This window comes from Herbidospora cretacea (genome assembly GCF_001570605.1).
In the GTDB taxonomy this organism is placed as follows: domain Bacteria; phylum Actinomycetota; class Actinomycetes; order Streptosporangiales; family Streptosporangiaceae; genus Herbidospora; species Herbidospora cretacea.
The window spans coordinates 130196-143065 of sequence record NZ_BBXG01000017.1 but is presented as its reverse complement, the minus strand read 5'-3'; the positions used below and the strand labels follow the sequence as shown (position 1 = coordinate 143065).

Sequence of the window (12870 nt, the reverse complement as noted above, 5' to 3'; positions counted from 1 at the left end):
TATGTCCGGCCTGCGCCTCCTCACGGGAAGGGTCAGAAGAAATACGTCGGCGGCGGTTCGAGGGCCTCAGTCAGGCGACTTCGCCTGCCGATTACCGGGGATCTACAGCCCACGCTCCAGATCGATCCCCCGCACGTGCGAGAGCAGCCGTGGATGCATGATCTACGGCGTGCTGGAGCGCCATTGGTAACGCAGTTCGCCGACCGGGCCAGCTTCTGGACCCGCCGCTTTGGGGAGTCGGCAGGCGACGCGCCCCTCGTCTTCGGGCGCGGCCCATCAGCGTCCACTCATCTCCGGGCGCGGCCCATCAGCGTCCACTCATCTCCGGGCGCGGCCCATCAGCGTCCACTCATCTCCGGGCGCGGCCCATCCGGCGCCCCTCGTCTTGGGGGTAGCCCCTCCGGCGTCCCTCGTGTCAGACCCGCACCGTCCCTGTGCGCGGCTCGGACTTCGCCGATCTGCGCCGATCGACGCAGGCTGATACGGGTCGGCAGCCAGACCTGCCCGACAACCGCGGAGGCGGGACAGCGCCTCTGTCTGGTCGCCGGGCACGGGTTCATGGTCCGGGACGGTCCTCCACGACGGCGACACGTTCAGTGGGGGCGAGTCGTGGATCCCGGCCACTCCCCCGAGGCCCTTCGCCGCGGTTCGCTTTCGGATCTCAGTGGTCCGGGGCCTCGCTCTTGATCTTGATCAGGGCGTTGAGTTCGGCAACCGCGCGCGCCGCGCGGGCCTTCTCAGAGCCCTGGATGCCCATCGCCCCGACCACGTTGCCGTCGGCGAGGTCGAGACGGGGCCAGGGCTCGGCGTCCGGGAGGGAGACGCCGAGGATCTCGGCCCATTCGTACCGGTGCACCCGCACCGCGTTCACCACGGTCACGCCGTCGTCGTCGGCCACCACCCGGAGGCGGCCCAGCAGGTGGAGGATGAAGGCCACGCCGCAGCCGAAGACGAACACGCCGATCCGGTCGGGGAGGTGGAACGTCGCCGGCAGGACGAGCGCCAGGATCAGCGCGCCGCCCACCATGATCGCCGCGAGCGTGTAGGCCAGGACGCGGGCCCTCTTCGGACGCCAGGTGACCGGCAGGGGCGGTGCGGGGACACTCGGGAACATGAGACCGAACGTTAGCGCGCTCCGGAGGTGAGCCCGCGCAACAGGACCGCCGTCTCCAGGGCGGCCACGGTCGCCTCGTAGCCCTTGTCCTCCTTCGAGCCGGGCAGGCCCGACCGCTCGACGGCCTGGTGGACGCTGTCACACGTCAGCACGCCGTTGCCCACCGGGGTCGACTCGTCGAGGGAGACGCGGGTGAGTCCGCTGGTCACCGACTCGCAGACGTACTCGAAGTGGGCCGTCTTGCCGCGGATGACCACGCCCAGCGCCACCACGGCGTCGTGGGTCCGCGCGAGGGCCTGGGCCACCACGGGGATCTCCAGCGACCCGGCGACCCGGACCACGGTCGGGGTCGCGCCGGACTCCTTGGCCGCCGCGACCGCCCGCTCGACGAGCTGGTCGGTGATCTTCTCGTGCCACCGGGCCGCGACGATGCCCACCGTCAGGCCCTCCGCCTCGGCCGGCCAGATCTCCGGTCGTCCGCCGCCACTCATCTCTTCTCCTTAACTTTCGGGCAGATTCTCGACGCGAGCCACGGCCGGCCTTCGGCCGTCCGCGTCTCGCTCAGGGATCTCGTGACCAAGGCGGTCACGTTTGGCGTACAGGTACTTCTCGTTGTACGGGTTGACGGCGACCGGCATCGGTTCCCGGCCGAGCACCTTGATGCCGTACCCGTCCATCCCCCGCATTTTCGCCGGGTTGTTGGTCAGCAGGCGCACCGATTTGACCCCGAGGTCGCCGAGCATCTGGCCGGCGTTGGAGAACTCGCGGGCGTCGACCGGCAGGCCGAGTTCGAGGTTGGCGTCGACGGTGTCGTGGCCGTCGTCTTGGAGGGCGTAGGCGCGCAGCTTCGCCAGCAGGCCGATGCCGCGGCCCTCGTGGCCGCGCAGGTAGACCACGACGCCGCGGCCCTCGGCGGCGATGGTGGCCATGGCGTGGTCGAGCTGCACGCCGCAGTCGCAGCGCAGCGAGCCGAGCACGTCGCCGGTCATGCACTCGGAGTGGGCCCGGACCAGCACGTTCTCCCCGTCGTCGAGGTCGCCGTAGACCAGGGCGACGTGTTCGCCGCCGTCGAGGGAGCTGGCGTAGCCCACGGCCCGCCACATGCCGTAGCGGTTGGGGATGGAGGTCTCCGCGACCCGCGTCACCACGCGCTCGGTGCGGCGGCGGAACTCGATGAGCTGCTCGATGGAGACGAGCGCGAGGTCGTGCTCGTCGGCGAAGACGCGCAGCTCCGGCAGGCGGGCCATGGTGCCGTCGTCGTTGACGACCTCGGCCAGCGCGCCCGCCGGGGTGAGCCCGGCCAGCCGGGCCAGGTCGACGGCCGCCTCGGTGTGGCCCGGACGGACCAGGACGCCGCCGTCGCGGGCCCGCAGCGGGAAGATGTGACCGGGCCTGACCAGCTCGAACGGCTCGGTGGCCGAGTCGGCCAGGGTCCGGATCGTGCGCGCCCGGTCGGCGGCGCTGATGCCGGTGGTGACGCCGTCGCGGGCGTCGACGCTGATCGTGTACGCCGTCCGCATGCGCTCCCGGTTGTCCTGGACCATCAGCGGCAGCCCCAGCCGGTCGAGGTCCTCGCCGCGCATGCCGACGCAGATGACGCCGGAGGTGTGCCGGATCGTGAAGGCCAGCGTCGCGGCCGTGGCCTTGGAGGCCGCGAAGATGAGGTCGCCCTCGTTCTCGCGGTTCTCGTTGTCGACGACGACGACCGGCTTGCCGTCGCGGATGTCGGCGACCGCCCGTTCGATGGGGTCGAGCCTGATGTCACTCATACCGCTACGGCCTCTTTCTGCTGCCACTGCTTGCGCCAGTTGACGAATCCGGTGAGGACCAGGACGAAGAACACGGCGTACACCGCCCCGGAGACGACGAGCCCCGAGCGGAACGCCAGCGGCACCCCGACGAGGTCGACGGCGATCCAGACGAGCCAGAAGTCGGTCAGCGCCCTGCCCTGGGCCCAGGTCGCGACCGCGCTGCCGACGAAGATGTAGGCGTCGGCCGCCACCAGGAAGTACCCCTCGGGCAGCGGGGCGTGCGCGCCCCACGACAGCCCGGTGACGAAGAAGAACCACCCGACGAGCGCGGTGCCGACGACGACCGTGCCGACGAGCACCAGCCGCTCGTACGGGGTGGCGGGCCGCACGGCGAGCTCGTCGCCCTGGCCCTTCCAGCGCACCCACCCGTAGACGGCCAGCACGCCGAACAGGACCTGCTTCAGCGCGTTGCCGGTCAGCCCCGCGTTGATCGAGGCGGCCAGCAGCAGCACCGACGCGGTGAGCTGGACCGGCCACGTCCACAGCGAGCGGCGGATGGCGAACAGGACGGTGGCCAGGGCGAGGATGTTGCCGATGAGGTCGGTCCACAGGACGGTCGTCCCGAGGACCTCGAAGCCGGCGTTCACCGGGCCACCAGCTTCTCGACGTACTTCGCGATGACGTCGGCCTCCAGGTTCACCGGGTCACCGGCGACCTTCCGGCCGAGAGTGGTCAGGGCGAGCGTGGTGGGGATCAGGCTGACGGTGAACTCGTCGTCGGTCACCGACGCGACGGTCAGCGAGACGCCGTCGACGGTGATCGAGCCCTTGTGCACCACGTAGCGGGCCAGGTCCGGCGGCAGGGAGACGGCCACGACCTCCCAGTGCTCGTCGGGCTCCCGGCGCAGGATGACGCCGGTGCCGTCGACGTGGCCCTGCACGATGTGGCCCCCGAGCCGCTGGTCGGCGCGGACCGCGCGCTCCAGGTTCACCGGCGAGCCCGCGGCGAGGGCGCCGAGGCTGCTGCGGTCGAGGGTCTCCTTCATGACGTCGACGGTGAAGACGTCGCCGTCGACCTCGACGACGGTCAGGCAGACGCCGTTCACGGCGATCGAGTCGCCGTGCCTGGCGTCCTGGGTCACGACGGCGCCCCGGAAGGCCAGGCGGGCGGCCTGTGGGAGAGGGTCGACGGTGACGACCTCGCCGAGTTCCTCGACGATTCCGGTGAACATGATCAGTTCTCCTTCGGGGGTGCCGGCCGCGCGGTGATCCGCAGGTCCGGTCCAATGGGGACGACGTCCTCGAACTCCCACCGGTGGATGTCGCCGACGGTGTCCACGCCCGCCTCAGCCAGGGCCGACTTCCCGGAGCCGAGGAAGGCGGGGGCGAGGTAGGCGACGACCCGGTCGACCAGGCCGGCGCGCAGGAACGACCCGGCGAGCACCGGGCCGCCTTCGAGGAAGACGCTGACGATCCGGCGGGAGTGGAGCTCGGCCAGCAGCGCGGCCAGGTCGAGGCCGCGGGGGCCGCGCGGGATGCGTACGGAATTCTCGTAGGGGACGTCGACCCCGACGGCGAGCAGCGTCGGCGCGGCGTCGTCGAGCACCTTCGCGTGGGGCGGCGTGGTGCCCTCGGTGTCGACGACCACCCGCAACGGCTTCGCCGGACCTGGCCTGACCGTGAGGTGGGGATCGTCGAGCAGGACGGTCCCCATGCCGACCATGATCGCGTCGTGCTGCCCGCGCAGCCGGTGGACGTCGGCGCGGGCCTCCGGCGAGGTGATCCACCGGCTGGTGCCGTCCAGAGCGGCCGAGCGGCCGTCGAGGGTCGCGGCGAACTTCCACGTGACGAACGGCCGCTTCTTACGCGTGTACGTCAGCCAGTGGGCGTTCCCCCGCTCGGCCTCCGCCCGCAGGACCCCGGTCTCGACGGTCACCCCGTGGTCGCGCAGCCTGGTCAGGCCCCCGGCCGCGAGAGGGTTGGGGTCGGGCACCGCGACGACGACGCGCCCGATCCCGGCCTTGAGGAGGGCTTCGGAGCAGGGCCCGGTGCGGCCGTGGTGGTCGCAGGGTTCGAGCGTGACGTAGGCGGTCGCGCCCTCGGCCTGCTCGCCGGCCTCCCGCAGCGCCCAGACCTCGGCGTGCGGCCCGCCGGCCACGGCGTGGAAGCCCTCGCCGACGACCGAGCCGTTCTTCACGATCACGCAGCCGACCACGGGATTCGGACTCGTCGTGCCCAGCCCGCGCGCGGCGATGTCGATCGCCCGCCGCATGAAGTGGTCGTCCACCCCGGTCCCTTCAGATCAGGGCTCCGGGGCATGGGCATGGAAGCGCCCAGAACGGACGCACCCCGAAGAGGGGTCTCGCCCGTCGCGTGCTGCCTCCCATCCGGACTTTCACCGTCGGTCCTGGAATTCCACCAGGTCAACCGGCCGATGGATTCGGCCGGGTCGCGGACTGTCACCGCCGGTTCGGACTTTCACCGACCCCGGAGCACGCAATGCTTGTTTCTTCGATCAGCGTAAGGCTGTTGCCTACGCAAGTTATTCCCAGTCTGCCACGAGCATTCCGGGCGGCGTCAATGTGGCGCCGGTCGCAGCGCCCTCGGGACGGCGTTGAGGCCGGTCCGGACGGTGCGCAGCGTCATGGTCGCCCACACGTCGCCGAGCGGGGTGGCGGGCAGGCCGTAGAGGCGGCGGGCCCAGCGGGGCAGGCTGGCGAAGGCCACGCTGGTGATCCACGGGAAGATCGGCTTGATCAGGGTGAGCCGGGCCGGCAGGGGCGGGTTCAGCGACATGAGCAGCGGGTGGGGCGCCTCGGGGACGAACTTCAGCTTCGGCCGTTCGCCCTGGATGTAGTCGTTCATCTCGCCGACCGTGTGGGGCACGTCGTCGGGTGACAGGCCGACGACCTCGGCGGCGCGGCGCCATTCGTACACGAACTGATCGGCCTCCTCGTCGGTGAACGGGACGCCGGAGCGCCGCGCGGTGGACAGGTAGGAGTCGACCTCACCGACGTGGACCCAGCGCAGGGCGTCGGGCTCGTCGAGGTGGTAGCGGTCGCCGACGTCGGGGTCGTAGGCGGTGAGGGTGGCGTGGATCTTGCGGACCCGGCTCGCCGCCTTCTCGACCTCGGGGCCGGTGCCGTAGGTGCGCACCCGGACGAACTCGGTCGTGCGCAGGAACCGCGCCCAGGCCTCCGACGGGTCGAACAGGGCCGAGTTCTGGATCACCCCGCGCATCGCCCGGGGGTGGAGGCCCTGCATCAGCAGGGCCCGGAAGCCGCCCACGAAGAGGACCGGCTCCGCCATCACCCGCCAGGTGACCGAACCGGGTCCGAACAGCCCGCTCTGGTCCATGGCTTCACGCTACGCCCCCTCGGCCAGCGCCCGCAGCGCCTGGACCGCGGCGGCGGGGTCGTCGCGGCCGTAGACGGCGTTCCCGGCCACGAACACGTCGGCCCCGGCCTCGGCGCAGCGCTCGATGGTGTCGTCGGCCACCCCGCCGTCGACCTGGATCCAGATCTCCATGCCGTGCTTGGAGATCAGCTGGCGGGCGCGGCGGATCTTGGGCAGCACGCCGTCGATGAACCTCTGGCCGCCGAACCCGGGCTCCACGGTCATCAGCAGCAGCATGTCGATCTCGGGCAGCAGGTCCTCGTAGGAGTCGACGGCGGTCGCCGGGTTGAGCGCGAAGCCCGCGCGGGCGCCCGCCTGCCGGATGCCCCGCAGGGTGCGCACCGGGGCCTTGGCCGCCTCGGCGTGGATGGTCACGCTCTTGGCGCCCGCCTCGGCGTAGCCGATCGCCCAGCGGTCGGGGTCTTCGATCATGAGGTGGCAGTCGACGGGGGTCGAGACCGCCTTCAGCAGCGACTCCACCACGGGCAGGCCGAGGGTCAGATTGGGCACGAAGTGGTTGTCCATCACGTCGACGTGCAACCAGTCGGCGGCCCCGGCGACCCTGGCGGCCTCGTCGGCCAGGCGCGCGAAATCGGCGGACAAAATGCTGGGCGAGATCTGTACGGCCATGACGCCGCAGTCTACGCGGCAAGGTTTTGTCCCCTCGTGAACCTGCGGATGATCTGCGCAAACTAGCCTCGAACCATGATCAGCGCAGCCGGCCTGACCAAGGTCTACGGCGGGAAGACCGCCCTCGACCACGCCGACTTCGCGGTGCGGCCGGGCGTGGTGACGGGCTTCCTCGGCCCGAACGGGGCCGGCAAGTCCACCGCGATGCGGCTGATCCTGGGCCTCGACCGGGCCACCGCCGGGTCGGTCACCGTCAACGGGCGCGCCTACCGCGACCTGCCCGCGCCGCTCCGCGAGGTGGGCGCGCTGCTGGAGGCCAAGGCGTGGCACGGGGGCCGGTCGGCCTACAACCACCTGCGGTTCCTGGCCCGCACCAACGGGATCCCGAGGAAGCGGGTCGGCGAGGTGCTCGACGTCGTCGGCCTCCACGACGTCGCCGCCAAGCGGGCCAGGGGCTACTCGCTCGGCATGGGCCAGCGGCTCGGCATCGCCGCCGCCCTCCTCGGCGACCCCGGCATCCTGATGTTCGACGAACCGGTCAACGGGCTCGACCCCGAGGGCATCCTGTGGATCCGGCGGCTCATGCAGTCGCTGGCCGCCGAGGGGCGGACCGTCTTCGTCTCCAGCCACCTGATGTCGGAGATGGCGGTCACCGCCGGGCACCTGATCGTCATCGGCCGGGGCCGGATCCTGGCCGACACCTCGATGGAGGACTTCATCCCGCCCGACCACGTGCGGGTCCGCTCCCCCGACCTGCCCGCCCTCGGCCGGGCCGTCGCCGCCGAGAACTGGCAGGCCGTCACCGGCGGCGACGCCCTCCTGGTGTACGGCGTCACCCCCGCCGCCATCGGCGACCTCGCCTTCCGGGCCGGGCTGCGGGTGCACGAGCTCACCCCCGTCCATCCGTCGCTGGAGGAGGCGTTCATGCGCCTGACGGCCGACAGCGTCGAGTTCCACGGGGTCGATGGATGACCCCCCGCAGGGCCACCTTCGCGGGAGCCGTCGCCGGGGAGTGGATCAAGATCTGGACCGTGCGGTCGACGCTGTGGAGCATGTTCTCCACCGTCGTGGTGACCGTGGGGCTGTCGTCGCTGCTGGCGCTGGCGTACACGCTGTCGTACGACCGGCTCGGCTTCCGGGCCCGGCTGGCCTTCGACCCGGTGGCCTACGGGCTGGCCGGGCTCAACTTCGGGGTGATCACCCTGGGCGTGCTCGGGGTGCTGGTGGTGTCGACCGAGTTCTCGTCGGGGCTCATCCGGACGTCTCTGTCCGCGGTTCCGAGAAGGAGCCGGCTGCTGGCCGCCAAGGCCGTCGTGCTCGCCATGATCGCGCTGGTCGTGGGGCTGATCTCGTCGTTCCTGGCGTTCTTCGCCTCGCAGGCGATCTTCTCGATGCGGCGGCTCGGGGCCGGGATCGGCGACCCGGAGGTGCTGCGGGCGGTGACCGGGGGCGGGCTCTACCTGACGCTGATCGCGCTGATCTCGCTGGGCGCGGGGGCGATCGTGCGGCACACCGCCGGGGCGATCACGTCGGTGCTCGGGGTGCTGTTCGTGGCGCCGATCTTCGGGGTGTTCCTGCCGGAGGACTGGGGGCGCACCGTCCAGAAGTTCCTGCCGCCGGCGGCCGGGAGCGCCATCCTGACCACCCGCGAGACGCCGATCACGCTGCCTCCGTGGCAGGGGTTCGGCGTCTTCGCGGGCTACACGGCCGTGGTGCTCGTCATCGCCTTCGCGCTGTTCAGGCGTCGCGACGTCTGAGCAGGGCCAGGAACATCGCGTCGGTGCCGTGGCGGTGGGGCCAGAACTGGGCGTAGGGCCCGTCGCCCAGGCCCGGGATCTCGGGCAGGAACGAGCGCGCGTCGAGGGTCTCGGCGAGCTCGGCCATGTCGCCCACGACGGCCCGGGTCTCGGCGATGTGGGGCGAGCAGGTCACGTAGGCGACCACGCCGCCCGGCCGGACCGCCCGCAGCGCCGACCGCAGCAGCGCGCGCTGCAGCGCGGTCAGGTCGGGGATGCCGCGCGGGTCACGCCGCCACCGGGCCTCCGGACGACGCCGCAGCGCCCCCAGGCCGGTGCACGGCGCGTCGAGCATGACCCGGTCGAAGACGCCCTCCCGCCAGGGCGGGGCGGTGCCGTCGGCCACCACGACGGTGGCGTCCTTGGTCGCCTGCCAGACCAGCCGGGCGCGGTGTTCCTGCGAGTCGCCCGCCAGCAGCCGCGCGCCGGTCTGCGTGGCGATCGCGTCGAGCAGGCCCGCCTTGCCGCCGGGGCCCGCGCACATGTCGAGCCAGGTCCCGTCGCGGTCGTCGAGCGGCACCCGGGTCAGGGCCAGGGCGACCAGCTGGCTCGCCTCGTCCTGCACCGCCGCGCGCTGCTCGCCGACCGCCCTGAGCTGGCCGGGGTCGCCCTCGGTCAGGTAGGCGCCGTAGGGCGAGTAGGGGGCGGGCTCGGCGCCGGCGTCGACGAGCTCGTCGATGGTCGCCCGGCCCGGCCGGGCCACCAGGGCCACCCGGGGCCGCTCGTTGTCGGCCTCCAGGACCTTGGCGGTCTCGTCGATCGAGCCGCCGACGGCGTCGCGCAGCGCGGTGACGATCCACTTCGGGTGGCTGTAGGTGACGGACAGGTGGCCGATCGGGTCGTCTTCGACCGGCGGCGCGACCGCCTTCAGCCACTCGTCGAGCGACCGCTGGCTGACCTTGCGCAGGATCGCGTTGGCGAACCGCGAGGGACCCTGGCCGACGCGCAGCCGGACCAGGTCGACCGTGGCGCTGACGGCGGCGTGGGCCGGGATGCGAGTGCGCAGGAGCTGGTGGACGCCCAGGCGCATGGCGTCGAGGAGCGGCGGGTCGATCTCCTCCGGCGGGCGGTCGCTGCAGGCGGCGATCACCTCGTCGTAGGTGCCGAGACCGCGCAGGGTGCCGTAGGCCAGCTCGGTCGCGAGGGCGGCGTCGCGGCCGGTGATGTCACGCTGCCGCAACATCTGCGGCAGCAGCAGGTTGGCGTAGGCGTCGCGCTCGTCGACGGCCCTCATCAGGTCGTAGGCCGCGTTCCTGGCCTCGTCGCGGACGGGCTTGGGGGGCCTCGGGGGGCCACCGCGCCGACCGGTGGAGCGGGGGCGGCCCGTGGGGTTGTTGCCCCGGTTCGTCATCTGGCGGTTGCCTTTGGTTGGTGGTGGCGAGCGATCATTCAGCGTAGCTCAGCCGAGGTGGTCGCCTTCCCCGATCCGGGCACCGCGGGCCCAATCGCCCGCCGTCATCGGCTTCTTCCCTTCGGCTTTCACCTCGCCGAGAAGGACGGGGTGGCTGGCCGTGCCCGCCCATACCCGATTCTTCTGGACGCGGATCTCGCCCGGCGCCAGCTTCTCGGCGTCGCGGTCCTCGGTGACTCTGCCGAGCTTGAGCCGGTGGCCGCGGAACTCGGTCCAGGCGCCGGGATTGGGCGTACAGGCCCGGATGAGGCGGTCGACGCGCAGGGCGGGGGCGGTCCAGTCGACCCGGGCGTCGTCGACCGCGATCTTCGGCGCGAGGCTGACGCCCTCGGCGGGCTGAGGACGAGCTTCGAGGGAACCGTCGGCGATGCCGTCGATCGTGGCGGCCAGCAGCCCCGCGCCCGACTCGGCCAGCCGGGCGAGGAGCTCGCCGCTGGTGTCACTGGGCCGGATCTCCTCGGTGACCACGCCGAAGACGGGCCCGGCGTCGAGCTCCTTGACGATCCGGAAGGTGGCCGCGCCGGTGATCTCGTCGCCGTGCAGCACGGCGTGTTGCACCGGGGCCGCGCCGCGCCAGGCCGGCAGCAGCGAGAAGTGGAGGTTCACCCAGCCGTGGACGGGGATGTCGAGCGCCGCCTGCGGCAGCAGCGCGCCGTAGGCGACCACCGGGCAGCAGTCGGGCGCGATCTCCCGCAGCCGGTCGAGGAACGCCGGGTCGCCGGCCTTCGCGGGCTTCAGCACCTCGACGCCCGCCTCGGCGGCGAGCTCGGCGACCGGGCTGGGCTGGAGCCTGCGGCCACGCCCCGACTGGGCGTCGGGCCGGGTCACCACGGCGACGACCTCGTGGCCGGAGGCCAGCAGGGCCCTCAGCGACGGGAGCGCGGTCTCGGGGGTGCCCGCGAAGACGAGACGCACTAGATGGCCCTCCCGCCGGTGGCGTGGGGCGAGAACCGGACGACGGGGGCCGACAGCCCGCTCCACTCGGCCTCGCGGACCGCCTTCATGGCGAGCTTGCGCTGCGCGGCGTCCATCCGGTCGATGAACAGGATGCCGTCGAGGTGGTCGGTCTCGTGCTGGAGGCAGCGGGCCATCAGGTCGGTGCCCTCGATCGTGACGGGGTCGCCGTGCATGTTGAAGCCCTTGGCGACCGCGCGGATCGAGCGCGGCGTCGGGAACGCCAGGCCGGGGAAGGACAGGCAGCCCTCCTCGCCCTCCTCGTCGCACTCCACACCGAGGTCGAGGACCGGGTTCACCAGGTGGCCGACGACGTCGTCGATGTTGTAGGTGAAGACCCGGAGCCCGACGCCGATCTGCGGGGCGGCGAGGCCGGCGCCCGGGGCGTCCATCATCGTGTCGGTCAGGTCCTTGACGAGCTTGCGCAGTTCCTTGTCGAAGGTCTTGACCGGCTCCGCCGGAGTGCGCAACACGGGGTCGCCGAACAGGCGGATCGACTGAACTGCCACCAGGAGGCTCCTTGGACTAGGGATCACCCCAGTTTACGGGCGCTCTCAGCGCGACCGGGTCTTCATGGCGGTCTTGCGGGCCGCCTTGGCGACGACCACGTCGGGGTGGTGCCGGCCGAGGAGTTCGAGCACGGCCAGGGCGTCGGGATGGTCGGCGCCGCCCATGGCGGGCACCAGGCTGAGCAGGTCGTCGCCGAGCACGTCGAGGTCGGCGCCCTTGGCGGGCGCGCCCAGGTAGAGCAGGGCGGCCAGGGTGTCGACGGCCACCCAGGCGCCGTCGGTCTCGCCGAGGGCCGGGGCGTCGAAGTCGCGGACGCCCAGCCACGCGGCGGCGTAGCGCCACATGAGCGGCTCGTCGAGCGCCTCCCGCACGGCGGGCGAGGCCTCGGGGCCGAGCTCCTCCAGGATGGTCCCGGCGGTGCCGCGCTGGGCGGCGTTGCCGGTCGCGGCGATCTTGATGAGGTCGCGGGCCGCCTCCTCGGGGGCGCGCCGCTCCAGCCACAGGCTGGCCGCGCTCGCCGACGCCTTCCCGGCGATCAGCGCGTCGATCAGCTCACCGGCGGTCAGCATCGCCAGGCCCTCGACCTCGCTCAGCGAGGGCGCGTCGTGGCCCTCGCGCAGCAGGTCGCGACGGACCGCCCAGACCCCGATCGCAGTGAGCCGCACCGAGTCGGACCCGGCCGGCTCGATCAGCCCGCAGTAGGCCAGCAGCTCCATGGCGGCGAGCAGCTCGGCGGGCAGCACCAGGCGCAGCCGCCGCAGCTCGTGGAGCCCGGCCTCGCAGCCGACCTCGTGGGCCTGCAGGATCCCGGTCGTGAGCAGCGGCACCGACATGCCCTCACGCACCGAGTACATCGTCGCCAGGATCTCGGTCAGGTGTTCGTCGACGACGGCCGAGCCGGTCAGGCCCTGTTCGTCGGTCCTGTGCTCGTCGGTCCGGTCGAGGACGTCCATCACGACGCCGTCCCAGAACTCCATCGTGTCGCGGAACCCGGGCCCCGGCCGGGCGCCCTCGGCGGTGATCTCGATCAGGCGCCCGTTGACCGCGACGATCCAGAGCAGCCGCAGCCGCTCGGCCTTGAGGCCCAGCTCGGCGACCGCGGCGGCGGCGTCAGCGGGGAGCAGGTTGTGGTCGTCGCCGACGGGGCGGGTGCCGGTCCAGGCGGCGAGCCTGGCAGCGTCGTGGACCAGGGGGACCGACCGGACCTGAGCGGCGAGCTCGTCGTCGAGGGCCAACTCGACCGGCGGGAAGGTGAGCACGTCGCTGTCGAGGATCGCTGAACCTGGCATTCCTGCAACTTACTCCACAG

At 72.2% G+C, this 12870-nt stretch carries 14 protein-coding genes and 1 riboswitch; of the genes, 2 read left to right on the top strand and 12 right to left on the bottom strand.

All coding sequences use genetic code 11. From position 1 onward, the window contains the following. Nucleotides 1–661: 661 nt before the first annotated feature. The 8 genes from AW270_RS28275 to rpe all read right to left on the bottom strand — a co-directional run bounded on the left by AW270_RS28275 (nucleotide 662) and on the right by rpe (nucleotide 6890). The gene (locus AW270_RS28275) at nucleotides 662–1114 is read right to left on the bottom strand and encodes a PH domain-containing protein (protein ID WP_061299130.1); all 453 of its coding nucleotides are present in this window, start codon (nucleotides 1112–1114) and stop codon (nucleotides 662–664) included. Nucleotides 1115–1125: 11 nt separating this feature from the next. Continuing rightward, nucleotides 1126–1605 carry a 6,7-dimethyl-8-ribityllumazine synthase gene (gene ribH / locus AW270_RS28270; protein WP_061299129.1) on the bottom strand — a complete coding sequence of 160 codons (480 nt, stop codon included), beginning with the start codon at nucleotides 1603–1605 and terminating at the stop codon, nucleotides 1126–1128. 9 nt (nucleotides 1606–1614) lie between these two features. Then, nucleotides 1615–2883 carry a bifunctional 3,4-dihydroxy-2-butanone-4-phosphate synthase/GTP cyclohydrolase II gene (locus AW270_RS28265; protein ID WP_061299128.1) on the bottom strand — a complete coding sequence of 423 codons (1269 nt, stop codon included), beginning with the start codon at nucleotides 2881–2883 and terminating at the stop codon, nucleotides 1615–1617. Beyond that, nucleotides 2880–3512 carry a nicotinamide mononucleotide transporter family protein gene (locus AW270_RS28260; RefSeq protein WP_061299127.1) on the bottom strand — a complete coding sequence of 211 codons (633 nt, stop codon included), beginning with the start codon at nucleotides 3510–3512 and terminating at the stop codon, nucleotides 2880–2882. The genes AW270_RS28265 and AW270_RS28260 overlap by 4 nt, the downstream gene beginning before the upstream one ends. Beyond that, nucleotides 3509–4096, bottom strand: a complete 588-nt coding sequence (locus AW270_RS28255) for a riboflavin synthase (RefSeq protein WP_061299126.1) — start codon at nucleotides 4094–4096, stop codon at nucleotides 3509–3511. The genes AW270_RS28260 and AW270_RS28255 overlap by 4 nt, the downstream gene beginning before the upstream one ends. A gap of 2 nt (nucleotides 4097–4098) precedes the next feature. After that, a complete protein-coding gene (ribD, locus tag AW270_RS28250; RefSeq protein ID WP_245674895.1) occupies nucleotides 4099–5151 on the bottom strand; it encodes a bifunctional diaminohydroxyphosphoribosylaminopyrimidine deaminase/5-amino-6-(5-phosphoribosylamino)uracil reductase RibD in 1053 nt (350 codons plus the stop codon). Between the two features lie 82 nt (nucleotides 5152–5233). Then, nucleotides 5234–5364, bottom strand: a riboswitch (FMN riboswitch). Nucleotides 5365–5441: 77 nt separating this feature from the next. Next, on the bottom strand, nucleotides 5442–6221 hold the full coding sequence (locus AW270_RS28245) for an oxygenase MpaB family protein (protein ID WP_061299125.1): 780 nt from the start codon (nucleotides 6219–6221) through the stop codon (nucleotides 5442–5444). A 9-nt stretch (nucleotides 6222–6230) separates the two neighbouring features. After that, nucleotides 6231–6890, bottom strand: coding sequence for a ribulose-phosphate 3-epimerase (gene rpe / locus AW270_RS28240; RefSeq protein WP_061299124.1), 660 nt, complete (start codon nucleotides 6888–6890; stop codon nucleotides 6231–6233). Between the two features lie 75 nt (nucleotides 6891–6965). Between rpe and AW270_RS28235 the strand changes: the two genes are divergently transcribed. Together AW270_RS28235 and AW270_RS28230 are read left to right on the top strand one after the other, a co-directional pair. Next, nucleotides 6966–7862 carry an ATP-binding cassette domain-containing protein gene (locus AW270_RS28235; protein ID WP_061299123.1) on the top strand — a complete coding sequence of 299 codons (897 nt, stop codon included), beginning with the start codon at nucleotides 6966–6968 and terminating at the stop codon, nucleotides 7860–7862. Continuing rightward, nucleotides 7859–8647 (top strand): ABC-2 transporter permease, encoded by a 789-nt coding sequence (locus AW270_RS28230; protein ID WP_061299122.1) that lies wholly within the window; start codon nucleotides 7859–7861, stop codon nucleotides 8645–8647. Before AW270_RS28235 ends, AW270_RS28230 begins: the two co-directional genes overlap by 4 nt. On the opposite strand, the gene AW270_RS28225 is transcribed toward AW270_RS28230, so the two are convergent. The 4 genes from AW270_RS28225 to AW270_RS28210 are packed head-to-tail and all read right to left on the bottom strand — an operon-like array spanning nucleotide 8628 to nucleotide 12850. Continuing rightward, nucleotides 8628–10037: an RsmB/NOP family class I SAM-dependent RNA methyltransferase gene (locus tag AW270_RS28225; RefSeq protein ID WP_061299121.1), complete on the bottom strand. Its 1410-nt coding sequence runs from the start codon at nucleotides 10035–10037 to the stop codon at nucleotides 8628–8630. The genes AW270_RS28230 and AW270_RS28225 overlap by 20 nt on opposite strands. A gap of 48 nt (nucleotides 10038–10085) precedes the next feature. Next, nucleotides 10086–11012 (bottom strand): methionyl-tRNA formyltransferase, encoded by a 927-nt coding sequence (gene fmt, locus AW270_RS28220; RefSeq protein ID WP_061299120.1) that lies wholly within the window; start codon nucleotides 11010–11012, stop codon nucleotides 10086–10088. Further along, the gene (def, locus tag AW270_RS28215; RefSeq protein WP_061299119.1) at nucleotides 11012–11560 is read right to left on the bottom strand and encodes a peptide deformylase; all 549 of its coding nucleotides are present in this window, start codon (nucleotides 11558–11560) and stop codon (nucleotides 11012–11014) included. Before def ends, fmt begins: the two co-directional genes overlap by 1 nt. A gap of 45 nt (nucleotides 11561–11605) precedes the next feature. After that, on the bottom strand, nucleotides 11606–12850 hold the full coding sequence (locus AW270_RS28210; RefSeq protein ID WP_245674894.1) for a hypothetical protein: 1245 nt from the start codon (nucleotides 12848–12850) through the stop codon (nucleotides 11606–11608). Nucleotides 12851–12870: the final 20 nt, after the last annotated feature.